Here is a 23,664-nt window from a genome sequence, read left to right as displayed (position 1 = left end):
CACTTACCTTTAATAATCATAAACTATAGTGAAATCCCATATATATAAATGCAAGTATAGGGAGGGGATTTCTTGCAGACTCCAGTTCCATATATTAATATTAATATTTTTATGATAAAAATTAATTCCTTTGAGAATGCTTCTGCGGTTAATATTGGTCAAAACTTACTTGCTGAATGGCATAATTCTGATAAAAAAAATCAAGGTTTCGGGCAAAGTTTGGGTGATAAGAGCAGCTTTTTGGGACCAAGGAGTTTTGTTGACGACAGAGATCAAATTGATTCACCATCTTCCTTTGACTCTAGCCCCAATAATTGTAAGAAGGAGTGAGTCATCATGTTATTTGCACCCGTTGCTATAAATTTATTAGGTTTTAAGGTAAATGTTATAGATCAGGGCTCAAATGTAGTTATCGGTCCGAACCAACAGCTTGACCTTTTTGTTTCCACGAAGAGAAATCAGGGGTTCGGCGAACTGAACGGTGATCTCTCACCTGTCTATATTCCAATCCAAGCGGTAACAGATCCTGATGTTATTGATGGCGCTTCCGTAAAAAACAGTATCATTTAGTAGCATAGCTCTTAATCCTCTCATTCTTCATGTTATTCCTTACAAAAATAAGCCATGGAAAGGTGTATCCTTCCATGGCTTATTTTTGTGTATGTTTTAGTATTTTCTTGTGAATTTTTTGCGGATACCAATAAAAATTCCACCAACGACAATGATCATTATTCCATAAATAGCATTGACTTGTAAAAACTGTTGTTCATTTTCTTTTGATTTTTCCCTCTTCGGAGGAACTGTCTTAAGAATTGGCGGTTCCTTATATTTTAGTTGAATCGACTGAACAACCTGACCATTACTATTCTTGATCGACAGAATTCCATCGCTATTAATAGTTTTCACGCACCCCTCAACATTTTCTGTAATGAGGGTGTCATGTTCAGGATAAAATTCTTTATTATCCTCTTTAAAAATTTCGTCTTGGTTTATCATGGCATGCTGATAGGTTTTAAAACCGTAATCTAGCAAGAGGGTAGTATCATCATATATATCTCTTTTTTGCTCAGCCTTTAGAACAATCGCAGTCAGCCTTATTTTCCCATTATCAGCAGTTGTAGCCAAGGTTTGTTTCGATTCAGTTGTATAACCAGTTTTCCCACCGGTTATTCCCTGATAGGGCAATTCCCCCTTTAGCATGCGATGATGGGTTAATAATGTTGTTTTCCATGATTGCCCTTCCCACTCAAGCGATTTTGTACCGAAAATTTCAGCAAAAACGTTGTTCTTAATCGCATAATTCGTCATCAATGCTAAGTCCATTGCAGTTGTATAATGATTTTCATCAAATAATCCATTAGGATTGGTGAAATGGGTATTCTTTACCCCAATAGTTGTTTTTAAATATTCATTAAGATTTACAGCAAAACGGTCGACACTTCCGTCTAAGTGCTCAGCGATGGCCACTGCTGCATCATTCCCAGAGTTAATCAACATCCCCTGTATCAGCTTCTTTAAAGAGACCTGCTCCCCTTCATTTAAATAGACCCTAGTTCCATCTTGGTTTACTGCGTTAGCGCTTACAGTAACAATACTGTCTAAATTCCCTTTCTCAATCGCATAGATAGCAGTTGCAATTTTGGTAAGACTTGCTGGATACAGTTTTTCGTCAGCATTTTGGGCATAAAGGACAGCACCAGTGTCGGAATCTAAGAGAACTGCTCCTTCACTCTTCAAAGGTAATTGTTGACTTTCTGCCGCATAGGTACTTAATTGGTTTGAAAATAAAAATAGGACAACCATCATGATAGATATAAATTTATTCAATAGATACACCCTTACTCTTTTCGAATAATCCCTCTTTGATTTTATCAGATTCTCAGAAAAAATAAATAGTTTTTCCTAAACTTGGAGCAAAATGGGAGAAATAGAAGGATGGTATTAGAAAAAACAAAAAAAGAGGTGTCTCATAGTGAAAATAAAAAACTGACCCAGAAGTCGTCATTCAACGACCTTCTGGGTCAGCCTCAGCGAATCTATGGTCTCTTTTTCGAGATTAACAAAGTTATTTGTGCCATGGTAAAGGGTAATGAAGATTTTCTTCGATAGGCCAAATATTTAGGCTCCCATATATTAGTATATTTTTCTTTGAATTTTCTTAAACCCTGAAAGTGGTAAATAAAATGTCCATGTAAGAAAATTTGAGCAGCAATCTTTTCACTTAAAAAGGAAAACCTTGATAGACCAACATTAGCTAATGGTGCCATCCCCATATTAAACCGATTATAGCCCTGTTCTTTTGCCCAATCAATTAATGATAGGAATAGAAAATCAATGGTTCCCGGACTAGCTTCAGGCTTAAACCTCATTAAATCAACAGAAATCGTTTGAAAATCATCATAAACATACATGATGCTCATGAAGCCTTGAATTTGGTTCTTATCATCTTTTACAATAGCAATAGGTGCTTTGTTTAAATAATCACGATCAAAGAATCCTAATGAAAAACCCTTCTCTCTTCTCCCTTGAAGCCAGTCATTCGAAACGTCTTTTAAATCGGTCAATAATTGATCGGAAAAAGGAGGTTCTAACAATTCAAAATAAAACTCTTCTCGATTAAACTTATTTTTTAACGCACGCAAACCCTTCATTTTGTTTCCTGAGAGAGAGAAGGTATTTAAATCAACAAAGGCTTCTTCACCCAATTTAAAAAATGCAAAACCGTGTCCATGAAGATATGGAAGCATCTCATCACTAACTTGATAAAAAACGGGAGTAAATCCATACAGGTCAGCTATTTCCTGAAATTCATCAATTGCATTAGATATTTCATTTTGTTCACCAACGGGATCTCCAAGAATGATCAGTTTATCAGCGTATTGCTGGAAAGGAATTAAGATATTTTTCTTACTGTTCCAAAAAATGTATTTGTCATGTAAGAAAATCAAATGGGACAAAACCTTTCCTTTATATTTTGTTAAGTGACTGCTGATTTCTTTATCTTGGCTGATTGAATTCTTAAACTTCCATTTTTTAGACAAACTGTTTAAATAACCTGAAAAAAGAATGAATAAAGCGATAACTAATCCAATAAAGGCACTCATAAACAAATCACGATAATCAACTATTACATAAGGTAAAAATTTTTGCGGGATCGCTATTTTAGAGATCGGTAAATTTAAATACCCTATCAAAATGTACATGGAAGTAATGATAAAGATAACCGACACATCGAAAATTGTTTTCCCCCAGGTAAGGACGTAACTTTCCCGATAAAATTGACCCTTTGACATTCTAAGGATAAGAGCGACAATGATTAGGAAAATAGCTTCTTCATAATCTATTCCTTTAAAAATCGAGAATAATGCTGCAAGGATTAAGGCGAACATTGTTAACTCATATGCTCTTTTTACACTGTATTCAATGCCGCGCGATAAACCTAAAAGTAAGAAACCCGCCGCAACGGAAAGTTGGTGAGAAACGTTAATAATCGGTAATGACAATAGTTCCTGGGCTATCTTTAACCTCGACATAATTCCAGGTACACTCGCAGATAATAACAAGATTAGTCCTGATAAAAAAACGAGCATCGTCAAAATGACATGACTTAAGCCTTGTACAATCGCTTTCGGCAGATAATTCCAAGATTGGTTCCATTTTACCCAATACATCTTAACAAAAAACACCAAACTAATGATAAACGGTATGAAATAATAGCCAATTCGATAAAACAATAGAAGAACTAAGACTTTCTCTTCAGGTACATGTAAATCCTGCATTCCCCAGATAAATACCAAATCAAATGAACCTAGGCCCCCCGGAATCATACTAATAATACCGGCACAAGCAGCAACAATGTAAACTGGAAAAAGATTTTCAAAAGATATCGGTATTCCCAATACCCTGCTTAAAGCAAATATAGCCATGAACACCGCTAGCCATTCAACAATGGAAACAACGATAAGCTCAATACTCACTTTAGTGGTAATTAATTTCTGATTGTCTTTTTTAGACTTAAACGTATGTATAATAAAAAAAACGGGTAGATATAAACCCACACCTAAAACAGCAAAATAGAGCCATTTAACATCAACAAACAACGGGAATTGATGAAAGCGGGTCGTGACAAACCACGAAAGCGCTGAAACCCCGGTTAAATAAAAAAGTGATACAGATGCAATTACACCAAGTAGCCTTCGCTTATCATGTTCAAGCTTGTGAAAAAAGTAGGTTCTCAGCATAGCGCCTACCAATCCGCCCAAACCTATTAAATTAGAAAAAGAGTTGGCAATAAAAGACTGTTCTAATAATTCTCTTTTTGGAACCTTTAATCTTAATATTCGTACTAAAATCACGTCATAAAGCAGCATTGGTAATACAGCTGCAAAGGTAATGGCTAAAATCAATAATAAAATCCAGAAATTTAGTTGATTTATTTCATTTTTTAATAACTGCACGTTTAGTCCTACAGTGAATTTTTTAATCTCGATGATAGCAAAAATTAATAAAAACAGCGGAAAGATAAATTTTACTACTTTTAATATTTTTTCTTTTCTAATCCCCAACAAGATGACCACCTATTTTTTCAATCCTGATTTAAATATATACGTTTCGATAGGAAAATCAAAGAAATATATTCTTTTAATGGATGTTTGCTTATTTTCATTGTAGACATTTTATTTAATATTCAATCATCCTTAAAGACAAAACCGATTGCTGCTTTTTTTTCTGTCTAACAAATACAAATGATTAAAGTTTTTAAAAAGAGACAAGTTTTCTAACCCACTCGGCATAAGTATTAAATAGGACAAATTTACGAGGAGGTTATTTAATGAAATTCTTAGTCTTTAAAAAAGAAACATTGCTTTTCTTTTTAGCTGTAGGGGTAGTGCTTGCAAGTATCTCAGCATGGTTTATGTTAAAAGCAGGTGATAAAACGGTATTTAATCAACAATCGGATACGGCAATCCGTGAGATTCATATGGTTACAGTAGAATTCAAGAGCAAAATGAAAAATGGCAAGGAAATAGAGGCATACCGTTGGGATCCTGGATCGATCTCCTTGAAACAGGGCGAAAAGGTAAAATTGTTTATTAGTGGGATTAACGGGGAAAAACATCCTTTTTATATAGAAGGCACTAAAATTAAGGGAACAGTAAAAAAAGGGGAAGAAACCATTGTTCCACTTCAATTCGATAAACAGGGAACTTATCGGTTGATCTGTGAGGCACATTCGGACCGAGCCCATAATGGGCCGATGATTGCTGATATTGTAGTCAATTAGAAGCAGAAGAAATTCTTCTGCACAGGCTGTCGAAAAACCTTCGACAGCCTTAATTTTTTTATGTCACCTTAACATTTCACTGCGTTAATTCGATATAATACTATTAATACAACATGTCTGTTGATTTGCTCTCCAATCAACAGGTGCAAATTCAATAATGTCCACACACAACCAAAAAAATAAAAAAATAAGTGGTGAAACCTATGTTTAAACCAAGAGAATCTTCCAAAGTGAATATGAATTTGTGTCTATTGATGAATTAGTTCCTGATGATCACCTCCTTCGTTTGATGAAAAATATATTGATTTTTCGTTTCTTCTTGAAAAAGTTCGCCCTTATTATAGTGATGATAACCGCCGCTTAAAGAATGCAAGTGAACAGGCTCTACTTACGGCAGCCTGCCAAAATATAAAAAAGATAGCGACACACTTAGCCAGGTTAGAAAAAGTGTGTTGCAATTCATTAGGTTGATTTGCCACCCTGTTGATTGGAGCGGAGGGCACTCGACTCCTGCGGGATAGAGAGGTCACGGGAGACCCCGCAGGCTCCAAAGAGCCGAGGAGGCTCCCGGACCTCCCCGCGGAAAGCGAGTGCCCGGAGCGGAAATCAACAGGCCAGTTAGCAGGGCCAATCCATTATTAAAAAATTGCCGAGAAATATACCCTTTCTCGACAATCTGAGCAGAAGAAATTCTTCTGCTTCTTTCAAAGTTTAATAGATGGTGTTTCATTAGTTTTCACTATTAATACGTTGATATTATTATATTCTTCTTATATAACAGATCTATAATATGTTTGCATTTTTATAATACAGTTTAAAAAGACAAACTAGTTCAACTCAAAGAAAATTCGAATAAAACAGTCAATAAATACATAAATACCAACACTTCACAATATCTTAACAATTACACTCAATTTCATGTTACATATTTCACATACAATCTGTTATACTGAATTTAGGTTAAAGATATCTCAACTGTTATATATTTTTCAAAAAACTTAAGAGGTGAAAAATAATGGAACAATGGCAAGGATTTACAAAAGGGACTTGGACAAAGGAAGTTAATGTTCGCGATTTCATCTTAAACAACTACATTCCATTTGAAGGAGACGACTCCTTCTTAGCTAATGCAACAGATGCAACAAATAAGCTTTGGAAACAGGTAATGGAACTTACAGCGCAAGAACGTGAAAATGGCGGTGTCTTTGATATGGACACAGAAACCGTTTCAACAATTACATCACATGGACCAGGATATCTAAATGAGGACCTTGAAAAAGTGGTTGGTGTGCAAACAGATAAACCTTTTAATCGTTCTATGCAGCCTTTTGGTGGAATTCGGATGGCAAAAGCAGCTTGTGAAGCTTATGGTTACGAATTAAACCCTGAAATCGAGAGAATTTTCACTGACTTCCGAAAAACACACAATCAAGGTGTATTCGATGCCTATACTGATGAAATGATGCTTGCTCGTAAAGCGGCGATAATTACGGGACTTCCTGATGCGTATGGCCGTGGTCGCATAATTGGGGACTATCGACGTGTTGCCTTATACGGTGTAGATTTCTTAATTAAAGAAAAACAACAGGATCAAAAGAATACCAGCAAGGTTATGACTGAAGATAATATCCGCTTACGTGAAGAGATTGCTGAACAAATTCGTGCTCTAAAAGAATTGAAAGAACTAGGCACTAGCTATGGATTTGATATTTCCCGACCTGCCGTTACTGCCCAAGAAGCATTCCAATGGTTATACTTAGGATATTTGGCAGCCATTAAAGAGCAAAACGGGGCAGCAATGAGCCTTGGACGTGTTTCTACCTTTCTAGATATTTATATCGAAAGAGATTTAAAAAATGGTACAATAACCGAAACTGGAGCACAAGAAATCGTAGACCACTTTGTCATGAAGCTTCGTCTAGTGAAGTTTGCCCGTACACCGGATTATAATGAATTATTTAGCGGTGACCCAACATGGGTAACAGAATCAATCGGTGGTATGGCTTTTGACGGACGTTCTCTTGTAACTAAGAACTCTTTCCGTTTCCTTCATACATTAGATAACTTAGGTCCAGCACCAGAACCTAATCTAACTGTTCTATGGTCACCACAGCTACCTGAAAACTTTAAGAACTATTGTGCAAAAATGTCAATCAAAACAAGTTCAATTCAATACGAAAACGACGACATCATGCGACCTGAGTATGGCGATGACTATGGAATTGCCTGCTGTGTATCCGCGATGGAAATCGGCAAGCAAATGCAGTTCTTCGGTGCTCGTGCGAACCTTGCAAAAGCCCTACTCTATTCGATCAACGGTGGTGTCGATGAGAAATTAAAAATTCAAGTTGGACCACAGTATCAACCCATTACATCTGAAGTTTTAAATTACGATGAAGTAATGGAAAAATTCGATAAAATGATGGAATGGCTGGCAGGTCTATACATTAACACCTTGAATGTTATTCATTACATGCACGATAAATATAGCTACGAAAGAATTGAAATGGCCTTACATGATACAACGATACTTCGCACAATGGCAACAGGAATTGCAGGACTAAGTGTTGTCGCTGACTCCCTAAGTGCGATTAAATACGGCGAAGTAAAAGTAATCCGCGATGAAAATGGTTTAGCTGTAGACTTTAAAACAAGCGGCGACTATCCTAAATACGGGAACAACGATGACCGCGTTGACAGCATTGCCGTCGGAATTGTAAAAACCTTTATGAAGAAGCTTCGCAAACATGTAACTTACCGGAATTCTGTACACACTTTATCTATTTTAACCATCACTTCAAACGTGGTTTACGGCAAGAAAACCGGAAATACACCTGACGGACGCCGCACTGGAGAACCATTTGCACCAGGTGCGAACCCAATGCACGGACGTGATACAAAAGGAACGTTGGCTTCCTTATCATCTGTTGCAAAGCTTCCATATAGTTACGCAATGGACGGAATTTCAAATACCTTCTCCATCGTTCCAAAAGCACTTGGAAAAGAAGAGGAAAGCCAAATTCGTAATTTAGTCTCCATTTTGGATGGCTATGCCATTAAAACAGGACATCATCTTAATGTAAACGTCTTTAACAGAGAAACGCTAATTGACGCAATGGAGCATCCAGAACTATATCCTCAATTAACCATTCGAGTTTCTGGCTATGCAGTAAACTTCATTAAGTTATCGAAAGAACAACAGCTTGACGTTATTAATCGGACCTTCCATGAGTCATTGTAATTAGAATTCTTGGGGCTCCTCTTTTTAAAAGGAGTCCCCCTTATTATGAAAGGGGATTATCACCATGAACGGAAATATTCATTCTATTGAAACATTAGGAACGGTGGACGGACCAGGGATTCGTTATGTCATTTTTACACAAGGCTGCCTGTTACGCTGCCAGTTTTGCCATAATGCAGATACCTGGGAAATCGGCTCAGGAAAACAAATGACTGTTTCCGAAATCATGGATGATTTGATGAGTTATCTTCCTTTCATTCAAGCTTCTGGGGGCGGTATTACGGTGAGTGGCGGTGAACCTTTACTACAAATTCCTTTCCTAACGGACCTTTTCAAGGAATGTAAACAAAAAGGGATTCATACAACCATCGATTCTTCTGGCGGCTGTTTCTCACATTCCAAGCTTTTCATTGAACAGCTTGAAGAGCTATTGCAGTATACTGACTTAGTCCTGCTGGATTTAAAACATATCAATCGAAAAAAACATATTCAACTAACAGGAATGGCGAATGACCACATTCTTGATTTCGCAAAATTTTTATCAGATAGGAAAGTCCCTATTTGGGTCCGACATGTATTAGTCCCAACGGTTACAGATGACCCAGAAGATCTGCAAAAACTTGGGGAATTCATCGGAACACTTGAAAATGTTAATAAGATTGAAATACTCCCCTATCATAAGCTTGGAGTCTATAAATGGGAAGCGCTTGGTCATGAATACCCACTAAAACATGTCGAGCCGCCAACCGAAGAAAAAGTTGAATTTGCTTATCAGTTGCTAACTGCCCATTGGCAAAAATGATTAATTGAAAAATAGCTTTTAATCAGCACCGCTTCCATAGTGAACCGGTGTTTTATATTATTATCCTAATAGATTTTTTAGTAAAGTTTTCAAACCCTGGTATTTTTGCTTGGTTTAAATTGATTATTTAGCTATTCTCAGATATACTCTTATCATTGGTTAAACAAGCGAGGTGATAATTTTTGTTTCAGATACTCATCGATAACTCGGATATTAATACCTTAAATGCCCTTTATGTCAGTATTTACTTAGGATTAATACTGAAATTTTTATTGGCTTGGGGTGTGGAATATTCATTTTTTGGATCACTGTCAAATCCTGCAAATACAAAAATTATTCATCCATTGTTCTTTTACAAGAAAAAAAGTACTTTAAATGGCAGCTTTATTCTCATCAGAATTGTTAAATATATTCGAAAAAAGCAATATTCTCAGGATGATTCCGAAGAACCTGTTTCCCTCCAGCTTACTTAAAAAAAATCTACATCTACATTTTAGGAGGAAACATGAAAAAGAAACGTTCTTCATTAATAATTATCGCACTTTTAGCCTTTACAACTTTAGTTTTATCAGCTTGTTCATCACAGGGACAAGGCGGTAAAAGCGATGGGTTTTTCCAACATTATTTCGTAAATACCTTTTCAACTATTATCAAAACAGTAGCCGACCTGTTCCATGGAAACTATGGACTGGCTATTATTATTGTTACCCTTATTATTAGGCTTATCTTGATGCCTCTAATGTTAAAACAATATAAGAATCAAATGGCTATGAAGGAAAAAATGGATGTTTTGAAACCTGAAATGGACACTATTCAAAAGAAAATGAAGGCTGAAAAAGATCCAAAGAAAAAACAAGAGCTTCAAGCAGAAATGATGGGACTCTATCAAAAGCATGGTGTAAACCCGCTGAATATGGGATGTTTACCTATCTTGATTCAGATGCCTATTTTGACAGCCTTCTATTATGCTATTCGGAGTTCAACGGAAATTGCTCACCATAAATTCTTGTGGTTTAGCCTTGGTCACCCTGATATCATTATTACCATTATTGCCGGGCTAATTTATTATTTCCAATTTAAAGTTTCACAATCCAATATGCCATCTGCTCAGCAACAACAAATGAAATTCATGGGATTACTTTCCCCATTAATGATTGTCATGTTTTCCTTTAGTGCTCCAGCAGCACTACCGCTTTATTGGGTTGTGGGAGGAATATTCTTAATCGTGCAAACGATGATTAGTCGAAAACTTTATCAGACTAAAAAGCCGGAAATTGTTCAAGCAAAGCAAAAATAATTAGTGTTAAAAAGAAGCATCAGGTTTGATGCTTCTTTTTTATAATATAAGAATTTATAACATTGAACTTCGAGAAATGTCCAACTCAAGGCACCTTGCGCTTTTTCTTATATCCTTCGCCCTATTAACAGCCCACAAAAAGCTAAAATAATCCCTAAAAAATAACTTAAGAATAAATATCCATAAAAAATAGGATATTTTTTTTCTTTCCTGATTTGTTCTGATTCAAGGTTCAAAGTTGAAAAGGTCGTAAGTGCTCCCATAAATCCAATTCCCAATAGTGCAATGAGACGGCTATTTATTTGCATACCACTTATTAAGCCTAATAAAAATGCACCTATTAAATTGACGCTTAACGTTCCGAGAGGGAAGCTTGTTTTATTACGACCCTGGATTTGCTTACTTAAAGCAAATCGACTTATTGCACCAAAAAATCCACCAAGTGCAACTAAAATCATTTCCCTCATGTCGTCCTCCTCATTTCTCTTTTTCCCTTCTCACCAATAGTCGATCCTAATTTGACAAAAAATAGTCCTCCTAGAAAACTACTCAATATGTACAATAGTGCCAATATATCTTCATTCGCTTCTATAAGATGAACCGTTTCAAGACAAAATGTTGAAAAGGTTGTATAAGAGCCTATGACTCCAGTTGTCAAGGCTGTTAAAAAATAGGGGTGCAGTTTTTTCGGAAAAACAAAATGAGTCGTAATCCAGCCCAGTAAAAATGCACCGCTGAGATTAATGATCAGTGTCCCCAAAGGAAAGCCCTTCCCCCAAAAATCCACAGCGATAATAGCTAAAGAATAACGGAGTAAGCTGCCAATTATCCCACCTAATCCAACATAGAAATATACCAATATAATCACTCCGCTAACAATAAAAATTTACCTAATTTAACAGAATCTTCTTGATTATCCATAATGTCATTAAGGATATTTTGTTCTAATTGTGGAATTCTAATCTTGTATTAATAAGTGAAAGGAGTGGTTAGAGCAACATGAAGAAAAGTTTATTCATTACTGCAACCCTCATTTTTAGTTTTTATTTAACTGGCTGTGCCAGAAATAATGTGAATAATGATGTCGCAACTCGAAATAGGAATGTAACAGAACCGACGAGGGTCAATTATCAAACACCTAGAAATGGAGGTCCTGCCATTACAGGTGTGGATGTAAGTGACACAGGACTTGATCGAAACCTTAATCGTCGGGACAACAATATAACTGATGTTGGGAATAACCGAAACAACACGTCCAAGATGAGAGTAGCTGATGAAGCGGCTGATCGAGTTGCTGACTTACCTGAAGTAGATCGTGCAAATATCATCGTGACTAACAATAATGCGTATGTTGCTGCAAAACTGGATCGTTCATCGCGAAATGAGCTGACATCTGATATAGAAAAAAAGATCTCACAGAAGGTAAAATCAGTGGACAAAGATATCGATAATGTTTATGTTTCTACAAACCCGGATTTTTACGATCGCATGAATACTTATGCCGGGGATATCCGAAATGGCAAACCGATTTCCGGCTTCTTCAACCAATTTTCAGAAACTGTCCGAAGAATATTTCCTACTGCTAGATAACAATTTGAATAAGAAAACCATGCCTGGTATCTCCTCTACCAGGCTTTTGTCTTTATTCCTCCAGTTTCATTATAAGACCATTTTTCACCATTCCCCATTCGTCACAAAGGATACTATAATAAACCGTATCTCGTGCAAATCCATCAGATATAATCCTGTCTTTTCGCAGGGTTCCTTCTTTAACGGCACCCAAGCGGGCAATAGCTTTTTGTGACCTAAGATTTCGTGCGTCTGTCTTTAATTGGACCCGTGTTAGATTCCATGTTTCAAATGCATGGGTTAATAAAAGTAATTTACATTCTGTATTTACTTTTGTACGCCACACATCTGGGTGGTACCATGTCCAGCCAATTTCCACACTTTTTTGGGCAGGAAAAATATCTAAAAATCGAGTACTGCCAATAATTATGTTATGATTGTTAAACACTGTGAAGGTATATTGTGTCCCTTTTTCTCTTTCTTTAATGGCCGTGTCGATCATTTTTTTCATGTCGTCTTTGCTACCTATTTTAGTAGCCATATACATCCAAATTTCATTCGGAATAGCCGCTTCCCATAAGCCATCTAGATGCTCCATACATATTGGTTCTAATCTTACTGATTTCCCCAGTAACTTAAAAGGTTCGCTCCACAACAACATCACATTCATCCTCCTATTCAAAAAAAAGACTGTAGGCAATGCCTTACAGTCTTCTTAATTAAGCATCTTGGAAATATTCCTTGTAAAAACCGCCGACTTTCCCAGTATTATCGATAATGTAAAAAAATTCTTCTGTTTCATTTTTCACATCATAGACTTTTCCAGCCGTTAAAGCGTTATTGACAAGATATTTTTTTGCATCCGTATGAACACATTTAACTTTCTTAAGTGTTTCACGATCACGCCATGATAGATGTAGCATTGTTGCCACCGTTCCTTTCGGTCATTGTCCAATATCTAGTATAATCAATTGACCCAGTACTTCGCAACAATATCATTTCCTTCGACTTTTATAAGTTAAGCATGATTTTTTATTAATTCGGTTGCTTTTTCTCTAAGACGAAATTTTTGAATTTTCCCTGAAGCAGTCATTGGATAAGAATCAATAAATTCAATATAGCTTGGTATTTTATGTTTGGAAATTTTCCCTTTACAAAAATCCTTAATCTCATTAGGAGTAGCTGATTCTCCCTCTTTTAAAATAATCCAAGCCATCAATTCTTCCCCATATACTTTATTTGGGATACCTATAACTTGAATATCCAGTACTTTTGGATGAGAATAAAGAAACTCTTCAATCTCACGAGGATAAATATTTTCCCCTCCCCTGATTATCATATCTTTTAAACGGCCGGTTATTTTGCAATAACCATTTTCGTCCATTACAGCTAAATCTCCAGTATGCAGCCAACCATCTTCATCAATGGCTTCTCTGGTTGCATCCTGATTTTTATAATAACCTTTCATTACATGGTAACCTCTAGTACACAGTTCTCCCTGAACGCCACGAGACACTTCCTTAGTCGTTCCAGGCTCAACGATTTTCACTTCCACGTTTGACAAGGCCTTTCCCACAGTTTCCACTCGTAATTCAATCGGATCATCGGTTCTCGTTTGTGTAATAACAGGAGAAGATTCAGTTTGTCCGTATGCGATTGTAATTTCAGCGGCTCCCATCTTTTCAATAACTGCCTTCATTACCTCTATAGGACAATTCGATCCAGCCATAATTCCTGTTCTAAGCGAGGATAGATCATATTTTTCAAAATCAGGATCATTTAATTCCGCAATGAACATTGTGGGTACCCCGTGAAGCCCGGTACATTTTTCATCCTGAACGGTTTGTAATACTCTTTTTGGGTTATATTCTTCCACAGGAACCATTGTTGCACCAACGGAAACACAGGCCATCGTTCCGAGAACACAGCCGAAACAATGGAAAAAAGGCACCGGAATACAAAGCCTATCCACTTGGGTTAGCTTCATACAGTTCGCAATGTTAAAACCATTATTAACAATATTGTTATGTGTAAGCATTACCCCTTTAGGAAAGCCAGTTGTTCCAGAAGTATATTGCATATTAATGACATCATCCGGATTAAGAGACGCCATTCGTTCATGTAACTCCTCATCTGCAACTGTGTCACCAAGCTTGATTATGTCATCCCAGGAATAGGTTCCTGGATATTTTTTATCCCCTAGGACAATTACATTTTTAAGAAAAGGTAAACGCGGACTTATTAGTCTTCCTGGTACAGAATTCTTCAATTCTGGAACAATTTCATAAATCATCTCGATATAGGAAGCATCCTTCCAAGCATCCATTAATAGGATGGTGGTTGAATCGGATTGTTTTAATAAAAATTCGAGTTCGGCTGTACGGTAATTTGTGTTAACTGTTACAAGGACTGCTCCCATCTTTCCGGTGGCAAATTGGGTTACCAGCCATTCAGGCATGTTTGTTGACCAAACAGCTAGCTGTTCTCCTTTTTCTATTCCGAGTTGCATAAAACCTTTGGCAGCCTTTCGGCAATAATCATCAAATTCGCGATAAGTCCAGCGTAGGTTGCGATCTGCATAAATCACCGCTCCATGTTCTGGGTGTAATTTTGCTTTTTCTTCCAATAGCTTACCAATTGTAACGTTTAATAAAGTCGACAATCTTTCATCCCCCTTAAATATGGATAATCAATGGTAAATAAAACGCTAATAAAAGAATGGTATCATATTTTTAGGAATATTCAATATTTTTAAAATATATTTACTAAATGTGAAAAATGTGTGAATCTTTTTTTATTTATTAATTAAGGGTTCTCAAAATAGCAGAAAACCATTACAATAAACGAAACTGAATATTCAATCCATTTTCCAAGGAGGGCATTCTTAAATTGAAGATTATGAGTAACGAGCAGTTGGTTGTTTCGTATCGGGATGCATTAAAGACTGGCAAGGAAAAGGAATGGATTAAGATTTTGAAGGATGAAATTCAACGTCGTGGATTAAGACCATTTAAAAATCAATAACATCGTTTTGAAACATACTAAGATGTAAAAACCGCTGAAGCTAGAATATTCAGCGGTTTTTACAATTAAATTATTATTTTTTAACCTCCAAGAAGTAAATTTTCCGGATCTTCAAGCAAATCTTTGATTTTACTTAGAAAGCTAACAGCCCCTTTCCCATCGACAATTCGGTGGTCATAAGATAGAGCTACATACATCATTGGCCGATTTTCTATTTTCTCTTTATCAATCGCTACTGGCCTTAGTTGAATTTTATGCATTCCGAGGATACCTACCTGCGGACCATTAAGGATTGGAGTTGAAAGTAAAGATCCAAACACCCCACCATTTGTTATCGTAAACGTCCCGCCCTGTAAATCTTTTAGTGCTAATTTGTTGGTTCGCGCTTTATCTGCCAGCTGCAAAATATCCATTTCTATTTCGGCAAATGATTTACGGTCGGCACCTCTAACAACAGGAACCACCAGTCCTTCCTCAGTTGAAACCGCTACGCCAATATCATAATATTTCTTGACCAATAGCTCATCACCCTGAATTTCTGCGTTTAAATAAGGAAATTTCTTCAAGGAGGCAACAACCGCCTTAGTAAAAAAGGACATAAACCCTAGTCTAACGTCATGTTCTTCGAAAAATTGATCCTTTCTTCGTTTCCGAAGATCCATTACAGCTGTCATATCAATTTCATTAAAAGTCGTCAACATTGCAGCAGTTTGCTGAACCTCTACCAGCCGTTTTGCTATGGTTTGACGCCGTCTAGACATACGTTCATAGATGATTGGTTTTTCACTATCTAGAGCGCTTTCACGTTTTGGATCCACCTTTGGCACAGCCTGATGGTTTTGATTTTTATCCGTTTGGAAAGAAGTTATATCCTGTTTCCTAATTCTTCCTAATGGATCTCTTGTCTGTATATCCTTTAAATCCAATCCTTTTTCCCTTGCAAGACGACGTGCTGCCGGAGATGCGATTGGATGCTGACCTATTTCTTCCCTTTTTCGAGCTGGTGGAAAATCAAAATTAGAATGGGTACTATCATTCTTTGTGGAAGGTTCGATATTTTCAGTTTTAGGCAATTCATCATGCTTAAATTCAGTAGCGGGTCGAGGACTTTCCCCTCTTTCATTCACTGTAGCTATTGCCTCTCCTACCCTGACTGTATCTCCTTCAGCAAATTTCTGTTCTGTAAGAATACCAGCAAAGTCAGAGATAATTTCTATATTTACTTTATCGGTTTCCAGCTCTACTAGATAATCACCTTTCTCTACATATTCCCCCACATTCTTTAACCATTTTGCAATCGTACCTTCCGAAATCGATTCAGCTAATTCTGGTATTAATATATCAGACATGATTAATTTCTCCCTTCTTCAACCCTCGTTAATGCCGCTTGAAGGATTTTAGTTTGAATTAATTTATGAACATTTGGTTCTCCCTCCGCAGGGCTTGAGCGGCGACGACGTCCGATATATTCAACCCTCATTCCTTTTGGGACAAGTTCATTTATTCTAGGTTCAACAAAATTCCAGGCTCCCATATTTTTTGGCTCCTCCTGAACCCAGAAGACTTCGCTTATGTTTACATATTTTGCAAAAATATGTTTAATTTCCTCTGTTGGAAATGGATATATTTCTTCAAGCCTAATGACCTGAAGCCATTCAAAAACACTTTCCTCGTTAAGTTGGTCTGCAATGTCAATTGCCATTTTCCCAGTACATAGAACAATTCGTTTTACCTTCTCATTCTCTCTAGAAAAAGCAAAGTGTTCAATCACCGGCATAAATTCCCCTTTACTCAGTTCAATTGCTAGGGAAGAAACAAGCGGATTACGTAACAGGCTTTTGGGTGACATGATCACAAGAGGTCTAATCTCTTCCTTAGTTAACTGTGCTGCCTGTCGCCTTAACAAATGAAAGTATTGGGCTGCAGTTGTAAGATTGATAACCCTCCAGTTCTTTTCAGCAGCAGATTGTAAAAATCTTTCTAACCTTGCACTCGAATGTTCTGGCCCTTGCCCTTCATATCCATGTGGGAGCAACAAGACAAGACCTGAATTTTGTCCCCATTTTGCCCTGCCCGCGGCAATAAACTGATCAAACATTACTTGGGCGGCATTGGCAAAGTCACCATATTGTGCCTCCCAAATGACTAAGGTTTCTGGGGAAAAGACATGATAACCATAGTCAAAGCCAACTACAGCTGCTTCTGTTAATGGGCTATTATATATCCCAAATGATGCTTTTGCTTCAGAAAAATGATGCAAAGGAACGAAGGGTTCACCTGTTTGACTATCGTGTAGGACAAGATTCCTTTGGGCAAACGTCCCGCGCTCGCTATCTTGTCCTGAAACCCGAATGGGTGTACCGTCTGCTAAAATCGTTGCAAATGCCAGTGTCTCTGCTAACGCCCAATCAACTTTACCGAAATCATTTAGGGCATCAGCGCGTCTGCTTAATATTTTTTCAAGCTTATTAAACACGTTAAACTCTTTTGGCCATTGAAGTAACTCTTGGTTTATCTTTTGTAAAGTTTCTAAGGAAACCCTTGTCCCTATCGATTTATATTTCTTATCGAAGGAAGGAGGCTCAGGAATTTCAACTTTCTGCTCTTTTTTCACGGTTGAAACCTTTTGATTGGCAGCCACAAGTCGCTGCTGGATTTCTATTTGAATTTCGGACAACTGCCTATCATTTACAATACCCTCTATTTTAAGGTTTTTTGCGTAAATTTCTCTTACCGTTGGGTGTTTTTGAACAAGCTTATACATTTGTGGACTGGTTGTCATTGGCTCATCCATCTCATTATGACCAAACCTGCGATACCCCACTAAGTCAATAAGAAAATCCTTTTGAAAAACCGTGCGGTATTCAGCTGCTAAAATTGCTACAGCAATACATGACTCTGGATCGTCAGCATTTACATGGATGATGGGAATTTCATAACCTTTTGCAAGATCACTTGCATACCTGGTTGAACGTGAATCCCACGATTCCGTTGTAAAGCCAATTGTATTATTTGAAATAATATGAATGGTTCCCCCGGTACGATATCCCCTAAGCCTGCTTAAATTTAACGTTTCAGCCACGATTCCTTCACCGGGAAAAGCGGCATCACCATGAATTAATATAGAAAGTGCAGTTTTAAAGTTTTCAGTCGGATATCCAGGTTTGCTTCTATTATCCTGCGCAGCACGTGTAAACCCTTCAACAACAGCACCAACATATTCAAGATGGCTCGGATTATTTGCCAAGGTAACCCTTGCTCTTGCAGTATTATTTGCGGTTAACTGCCTGTTCAATCCTAAGTGATATTTGACATCACCTGTCCACCCAAAATTAATACCAATCGATCCTTCGGATGGAACGAGTTCTTTATTTGGGGCATGCTGAAATTCTGCAAAAATCATTTCATATGGTTTTCCAAGGACATGGGCGAGAACATTCAGCCGCCCTCTGTGAGCCATCCCAATGTTTATAAATTCCGCGCCGCCCTCGACCGCTTCTGAAATAATCTCATCAATGACAGGAACCATTACATCAAGTCCTTCAATGGAAAATCGCTTTTGACCAACAAAGGTTTTATGAAGAAACCTTTCAAACTCTTCGACTTCGTAAAGTCTTTTTAAGATATTTAGCTTTTTCTCCTTGTTATATGAAGTTTGAAACCTGTTTCCTTCAATTCTTTCAATCAACCAATTTTTCTCTTTAGCATCATGGACATGATCAAATTCATACGCAATTGTTTTGGTGTAGATTTCCTTTAAATATTGGTAAGCTTCGAGAGCTGTTTGAAATGACGATGCTTCATTTTGGGTAATAATCTCGGCAGGGAGCTGCTTTAAATCCTCCATACTAAGACGATAACTTTTTAGTTCAAGATGAGATAAATCTGGTTTTTTATTCCCCAAGGGATAAATATCAGCAGCTAGGTGTCCATAAGTGCGAATATTTTCAGTAAGCTTTACAGCTGCAATTATTTTCTCATGCTGATCAGGCTGTTGTGCTGTAACAACAGGAATTGGATGATTCAAATCTGAAAAATCAGCTTCAGTTATTTCCTCAAAAAATAAACTTAATTCGTGTTCAACCGCAGTTGGATCCTGTTTATATCTTTCAAATTGGTCAATCAAATAACCGAGATTCTGACCGAAAAAACCATCAAAAAAAGCTTTTTTATCTTCATTTGGACTGTTCATGCTTCAATCCTCCTTACTCCGTATGTATTATGACAACATCGATAATTACAGAAATTGACTAAAATCAATATATTCTTATGTAATGAATATTGTTTAGTGTGTGTTATTTAGGCACAAAAAATTTCCTAATAAAAAAAAAGTACAGAAAGGGAAAAGAAAATGAGAAATAAATGGAAATTCCCTTAAAAAGGAAAAACACACATCAAAAATGATGTGTGTTTTTCCTTTTTATTGAACATCGTCCTATTCAATAGTTTTTAATTGCGAAATTTGGATGAATGGACAACTCATTAAGTAAATTGGCAATTTTTCCGGCAGCATCAAAAGGGTTATCAGCATGAATGTCAAAAAAATCCTCTTTATACTCTTGTCTAGCATGGTCATAACGTGGGTCATAATAGTGTTCAAGTAAAATTTTTATCATTTCTTGATAATCCTTCACATGCAGCGATTCAATTAGACTTTTTCTTACTTCACTATCTTTCACACGTCTTAATACCTTTTCAATCCCATCGGAAATTTTATCGTAATACCATTCCTCTTGCTCATATGGTTTTACATATTCAGAAATAAGCTGAATAACCCGTTGTTCAAGTGGAGAGTGAATATAAATATTAGTACCTTTAAATTTAATATCCATTAATTTCTCAGGCTGAACCGCTTTGCCAATTCGTTTGCTTTCAGCCTCGACAAGAAAATAATCTGCTCCTTGGATTTCTTGAAGCCCTTTAAATAGAAGGGAGTCAAATGTTTTTTGGTTATGACCATTACTAAGACCAATTGTCCCGAAAATTGAACCTCTGTGTCCCGCCATTTCCTCAAGGTCCAAGATTGGATAGCCCTTCTTTTTCAGTAACTTTAACACCTCAGTTTTCCCAACACCTGTCATTCCATGTAGCACGATTGCTTTACTTGGAAGCAGAGATGGTAACTTTTCAAGGATATAATGACGGTATGCTTTATAGCCGCCGATTAATCGCCAAGCGAAAATGCCCGAAAACTCCAAAAAGGTTATAACTGCTTTGCTGCGCATGCCACCACGCCAACAATGAATAACTATCTCTCCTTTAGTCTGGTAGGATTTAATTATCGATAGTAAATGGGGAATTTTCGGAGAAACCAGTTCCATAGCTCGCCATTTCGCTGCAGAATTTCCTTCATGTTTGTATATCGTTCCTATTTCTTGACGTTCTTCATTTGAAAATAGTGGAACATTGATTGCTCCAGGAATAGCTCCATCCTCAATTTCAATCGGTGAGCGTATATCAATGATTATCGGATCTTTTAACATGAAAAGTTCATCAACAGTAATTTCCTTCATATAAACTACGCCCCTAGATAAAATAATAATTGCCGCAAGTGGTAAAATTCTATTAATAAACAAACAAAACTTCCGCAAGTGGGAAGTTTCAAACGAAGTTCATCTCATCATGAAAAAATACTTTCTTGCGCTTATTTGAAAGAGATTTTCTTTAAGAATATAGATCTATTATAAAGGAGATAATTGACGCTAGCAAGAAGTTGAAAATTTACATTGAAGTATTTAGCAGTTTTTTAGCGAAACGGGGTTCCGGTTAACTTTTCCACCGCAGTGCAAAACTTCTCCCAATTGGGTGGAAAACATTCGATTCCTTCGCTTTGGTAGATCTTTCCCATCGTTTTCAACTTTAATGACCAGTATTTCCCATCAAGGATTATTCCATCCTCTTTCCGGTAAGAGTGTTCCCAATCCCAAATATTCACCGTATAAAGCTCTCTTTTGAAATCCTCTAAATTGCCTGAATTAGCAGGATGAATAGTTGAAAATGGGTGACAATCATCTTGATTTTTCCATTCTAACGAAGCAAAGTTATTTTTCACAAAATTAACACGTACTTGATAAGATATTCTTCCGAAACCTTCTTGAGTTGCAATTAATGAGAATGGATATTTATCTGGATGAATGGAAATGCTGCCTCTGTTTACACGAAATAAATCCTTTTTTCTTGTGACAATCGATTTAATATGTGAAGGAAGAATTGGTTTTTCTCGATGTGATGTAAGGACTTGATTTACTTCATAGCAAATTTCCGGAATGGGTAATGGTCCATTTTTTTCTAAAATCGAAAGTATCGTTTCATAAACCCTCATAACTCCTCATCCTTATAGTTAAGCTGTTTAGTTTTATTTATAATACCTGCGTCTAAAATTAGTTTCAACAACCTAAATTATATTAAAGAAAGCCATTCCCTGCTGTAACAAATGACACTTAGAAGGTGAAAAGTCTACTTCTAAGAAAAGAAGCAGACTTTTCACCTATATTATTTATGATTCTTGTTGAATATCGACATTAATATTTCCATTTCGCTGAGGTTATTTTTTTCAAATAATTCGACAATTCTACTACCGACTACTACTCCATCACAATATTTGGTCAGTTCGTTTATTTGTTCTTCACTAGAAATCCCAAAGCCCGCTAAAACTGGAATGGGACTTAACTCTTTTACTGCTCTTAAAAATTGATTTAAGTCATGCTGGAACAAATTTCTCGTTCCTGTTATCCCTTTAACTGTAACCATGTATAAAAACCCTTTTCCTCTGCCTGCTATCTGTTTAATTCTTTCAAGTGGTGTTGCAGGTGTAACAAGACGAATTAATTCAATCTGCGCTTCCGCAAGCTGGGGGACTAGCATATCCTCTTCTTCAATCGGCAGGTCAGGAATAATACAGCCGTCCACCCCAGCATTTTGAATATCTTGAACGAAGGCTCCAATCCCGTAAGCATAAATTGGATTTAGGTAGGTCATAAGGATAATTGGAATCGTAACGAGCTCTCGTGCTTTTGCTAATTCAGTTATTATTCCCTTTAATGTTGTTCTACTTTTAAGTGCCCTAATCCCTGCGTTTTGAATAATTGGGCCATCAGCAACTGGATCCGAGAAAGGAACTCCGACTTCAATGGCAGTCGCTCCGAATTTTTCTAGGAGCAGCAACCTGTCTACCAAGCACTCTAAACCACCATCCCCTGCCACTAGGTAGGGGACAAAGGCTTTACCATCGTTTTCATTTAGTAAATCAAAGGATTGTTCCAATCGATTCATTTTCTTTCCCCTTCTCCATTCTTGTTTTCACAGCATCTACATCTTTATCACCACGGCCCGACAAACAAACCACTATATTTTGAGTTTCTTCCATTTCAGAAGCCAGTTTTACTGCAAAAGCGATGGCATGCGCACTTTCAAGCGCTGGTATGATTCCTTCCAACCTTGATAAAAGCTGAAAGCTCTCAAGTGCTTCATCATCCGTAATTGCATAGTATTTTGCCCGACCGCTGTCCTTTAAGTAGCTATGCTCGGGTCCTACTCCTGGATAATCAAGTCCGGCTGATATCGAATGGGCTTCTTGAATTTGCCCATCATCATTTTGTAGCAAATACATTAAGGACCCATGTAAAACTCCCGGCTTCCCCTTAGTCAGCGAAGCAGCATGAAAATCCGTATCAATGCCCTGTCCAGCCGCTTCCACACCATATAAGCTGACAGACTTATCCTTAATAAAGGGATAGAAGATTCCCATTGCATTGCTCCCTCCACCAATACAGGCCACAACTGCGTCAGGAAGACATCCATTTCGCCGTTTAAATTCTTCTTTTGTTTCCTTACCAATGACACTTTGAAAATCTCTTACCATTGTGGGGAAAGGGTGTGGACCCATAACAGAGCCCAATAAATAGTGGGTATCATCCACATTAGCCACCCAGTACCTGAGAGCTTCGTTGACTGCATCCTTTAAGGTCGCACTTCCTGATGAAACACTGACGACCGTAGCACCGAGCAATTCCATCCGAAATACATTTAGTGCTTGTCGTTTAATGTCTTCCTCTCCCATAAAAATGATGCAATCAAGGTTTAAAAGGGCACAAACAGTGGCTGTGGCAACCCCATGCTGCCCAGCTCCAGTTTCAGCAACTATTTTCCTTTTTCCCATTCGAACAGCTAAAAGCGCTTGACCAATAGCATTGTTGATTTTATGAGCACCCGTGTGATTTAAATCTTCTCTTTTAAGGTATATATTCGCTCCACCGGCATACTTACTAAGGTTTTCTGCCAAATATAACGGGGTTTCCCTGCCAACATATTCTTTTAATAATCTATCTTTCTCTGTATGAAAGTTAATATCCTTTTTTGCATTTTCATACTCCTGCTCCAATTCCAATATAGCCTTCATCAATGTTTCAGGTACAAATCGTCCGCCGAACATGCCAAAATGACCTTTT

22 protein-coding genes and 1 pseudogene are annotated in these 23,664 nt (G+C 37.2%); 10 read left to right on the top strand and 13 right to left on the bottom strand.

Going from position 1 to position 23,664, the window contains the following annotated elements; genetic code table 11:
- The first annotated feature begins 72 nt into the window (after window positions 1-72).
- Window positions 73-330: a hypothetical protein gene (locus RTR43_RS13740; RefSeq protein WP_312472689.1), complete on the top strand. Its 258-nt coding sequence runs from the start codon at window positions 73-75 to the stop codon at window positions 328-330.
- Window positions 331-336: 6 nt separating this feature from the next.
- Complete coding sequence (locus RTR43_RS13735) at window positions 337-570, top strand: hypothetical protein (protein ID WP_312472687.1); 234 nt, start codon at window positions 337-339, stop codon at window positions 568-570.
- A gap of 96 nt (window positions 571-666) precedes the next feature.
- Here the strand turns inward: RTR43_RS13735 and RTR43_RS13730 are convergent, their stop codons facing one another.
- Both RTR43_RS13730 and mprF read right to left on the bottom strand, forming a co-directional pair.
- On the bottom strand, window positions 667-1,836 hold the full coding sequence (locus tag RTR43_RS13730) for a D-alanyl-D-alanine carboxypeptidase family protein (protein ID WP_312472685.1): 1,170 nt from the start codon (window positions 1,834-1,836) through the stop codon (window positions 667-669).
- 200 nt (window positions 1,837-2,036) lie between these two features.
- Window positions 2,037-4,565 carry a bifunctional lysylphosphatidylglycerol flippase/synthetase MprF gene (mprF, locus tag RTR43_RS13725; protein ID WP_312472684.1) on the bottom strand — a complete coding sequence of 843 codons (2,529 nt, stop codon included), beginning with the start codon at window positions 4,563-4,565 and terminating at the stop codon, window positions 2,037-2,039.
- 266 nt (window positions 4,566-4,831) lie between these two features.
- Between mprF and RTR43_RS13720 the strand changes: the two genes are divergently transcribed.
- The 6 genes and pseudogenes from RTR43_RS13720 (at window position 4,832) to yidC (ending at window position 10,624) form a co-directional block, all read left to right on the top strand.
- Entirely contained in the window at window positions 4,832-5,284 is a 453-nt protein-coding gene (locus tag RTR43_RS13720; RefSeq protein WP_312472683.1) for a cupredoxin domain-containing protein, read from the top strand.
- A gap of 220 nt (window positions 5,285-5,504) precedes the next feature.
- A pseudogene (locus tag RTR43_RS13715) lies at window positions 5,505-5,644 on the top strand (transposase); the annotation flags it as partial.
- A 655-nt stretch (window positions 5,645-6,299) separates the two neighbouring features.
- A complete protein-coding gene (pflB, locus tag RTR43_RS13710) occupies window positions 6,300-8,525 on the top strand; it encodes a formate C-acetyltransferase (RefSeq protein ID WP_312472682.1) in 2,226 nt (741 codons plus the stop codon).
- A gap of 64 nt (window positions 8,526-8,589) precedes the next feature.
- On the top strand, window positions 8,590-9,327 hold the full coding sequence (pflA, locus tag RTR43_RS13705) for a pyruvate formate-lyase-activating protein (RefSeq protein WP_248734637.1): 738 nt from the start codon (window positions 8,590-8,592) through the stop codon (window positions 9,325-9,327).
- 182 nt (window positions 9,328-9,509) lie between these two features.
- On the top strand, window positions 9,510-9,800 hold the full coding sequence (locus RTR43_RS13700; RefSeq protein WP_312472681.1) for a hypothetical protein: 291 nt from the start codon (window positions 9,510-9,512) through the stop codon (window positions 9,798-9,800).
- 32 nt (window positions 9,801-9,832) lie between these two features.
- Window positions 9,833-10,624, top strand: a complete 792-nt coding sequence (yidC, locus tag RTR43_RS13695) for a membrane protein insertase YidC (protein WP_312472679.1) — start codon at window positions 9,833-9,835, stop codon at window positions 10,622-10,624.
- A gap of 107 nt (window positions 10,625-10,731) precedes the next feature.
- Here the strand turns inward: yidC and crcB (RTR43_RS13690) are convergent, their stop codons facing one another.
- Window positions 10,732-11,091 carry a fluoride efflux transporter CrcB gene (gene crcB / locus RTR43_RS13690; RefSeq protein WP_312472677.1) on the bottom strand — a complete coding sequence of 120 codons (360 nt, stop codon included), beginning with the start codon at window positions 11,089-11,091 and terminating at the stop codon, window positions 10,732-10,734.
- Window positions 11,088-11,483 carry a fluoride efflux transporter CrcB gene (gene crcB / locus RTR43_RS13685; protein ID WP_312472676.1) on the bottom strand — a complete coding sequence of 132 codons (396 nt, stop codon included), beginning with the start codon at window positions 11,481-11,483 and terminating at the stop codon, window positions 11,088-11,090. The genes crcB (RTR43_RS13690) and crcB (RTR43_RS13685) overlap by 4 nt, the downstream gene beginning before the upstream one ends.
- A gap of 140 nt (window positions 11,484-11,623) precedes the next feature.
- On the opposite strand from crcB (RTR43_RS13685), the gene RTR43_RS13680 reads away from it, so the two are divergent.
- Entirely contained in the window at window positions 11,624-12,214 is a 591-nt protein-coding gene (locus RTR43_RS13680) for a YhcN/YlaJ family sporulation lipoprotein (RefSeq protein ID WP_312472674.1), read from the top strand.
- Between the two features lie 52 nt (window positions 12,215-12,266).
- Here the strand turns inward: RTR43_RS13680 and RTR43_RS13675 are convergent, their stop codons facing one another.
- The 3 genes from RTR43_RS13675 to RTR43_RS13665 form a co-directional block, all read right to left on the bottom strand.
- Window positions 12,267-12,854: a GNAT family N-acetyltransferase gene (locus tag RTR43_RS13675; RefSeq protein WP_312472672.1), complete on the bottom strand. Its 588-nt coding sequence runs from the start codon at window positions 12,852-12,854 to the stop codon at window positions 12,267-12,269.
- A 58-nt stretch (window positions 12,855-12,912) separates the two neighbouring features.
- On the bottom strand, window positions 12,913-13,116 hold the full coding sequence (locus RTR43_RS13670; RefSeq protein ID WP_312472671.1) for a DUF6501 family protein: 204 nt from the start codon (window positions 13,114-13,116) through the stop codon (window positions 12,913-12,915).
- A 95-nt stretch (window positions 13,117-13,211) separates the two neighbouring features.
- Entirely contained in the window at window positions 13,212-14,855 is a 1,644-nt protein-coding gene (locus RTR43_RS13665) for an AMP-binding protein (RefSeq protein ID WP_312472670.1), read from the bottom strand.
- A gap of 236 nt (window positions 14,856-15,091) precedes the next feature.
- Between RTR43_RS13665 and sda the strand changes: the two genes are divergently transcribed.
- On the top strand, window positions 15,092-15,217 hold the full coding sequence (sda, locus tag RTR43_RS13660) for a sporulation histidine kinase inhibitor Sda (protein ID WP_396954580.1): 126 nt from the start codon (window positions 15,092-15,094) through the stop codon (window positions 15,215-15,217).
- Window positions 15,218-15,297: 80 nt separating this feature from the next.
- On the opposite strand, the gene odhB is transcribed toward sda, so the two are convergent.
- The 6 genes from odhB to trpB form a co-directional block, all read right to left on the bottom strand.
- Window positions 15,298-16,566, bottom strand: coding sequence for a 2-oxoglutarate dehydrogenase complex dihydrolipoyllysine-residue succinyltransferase (gene odhB, locus RTR43_RS13655; protein WP_312472669.1), 1,269 nt, complete (start codon window positions 16,564-16,566; stop codon window positions 15,298-15,300).
- A 2-nt stretch (window positions 16,567-16,568) separates the two neighbouring features.
- A complete protein-coding gene (locus RTR43_RS13650; RefSeq protein WP_312472667.1) occupies window positions 16,569-19,409 on the bottom strand; it encodes a 2-oxoglutarate dehydrogenase E1 component in 2,841 nt (946 codons plus the stop codon).
- A gap of 247 nt (window positions 19,410-19,656) precedes the next feature.
- Complete coding sequence (gene mnmH, locus RTR43_RS13645; protein ID WP_312472665.1) at window positions 19,657-20,730, bottom strand: tRNA 2-selenouridine(34) synthase MnmH; 1,074 nt, start codon at window positions 20,728-20,730, stop codon at window positions 19,657-19,659.
- A gap of 233 nt (window positions 20,731-20,963) precedes the next feature.
- Window positions 20,964-21,539, bottom strand: coding sequence for a hypothetical protein (locus tag RTR43_RS13640; RefSeq protein ID WP_312472663.1), 576 nt, complete (start codon window positions 21,537-21,539; stop codon window positions 20,964-20,966).
- Window positions 21,540-21,709: 170 nt separating this feature from the next.
- A complete protein-coding gene (trpA, locus tag RTR43_RS13635; RefSeq protein ID WP_312472661.1) occupies window positions 21,710-22,489 on the bottom strand; it encodes a tryptophan synthase subunit alpha in 780 nt (259 codons plus the stop codon).
- Window positions 22,464-23,648 carry a tryptophan synthase subunit beta gene (gene trpB / locus RTR43_RS13630; protein WP_312472732.1) on the bottom strand — a complete coding sequence of 395 codons (1,185 nt, stop codon included), beginning with the start codon at window positions 23,646-23,648 and terminating at the stop codon, window positions 22,464-22,466. The genes trpA and trpB overlap by 26 nt, the downstream gene beginning before the upstream one ends.
- Window positions 23,649-23,664 lie beyond the last annotated feature (16 nt).

The sequence above is a fragment of the Neobacillus sp. genome (assembly GCF_031988165.1).
GTDB classification, from domain to species: Bacteria; Bacillota; Bacilli; order Bacillales; family Cytobacillaceae; genus Neobacillus; species Neobacillus rhizosphaerae.
The sequence above is the reverse complement of the archived record's forward strand: the minus strand, read 5'-3'. Positions and strand labels throughout refer to the sequence as shown.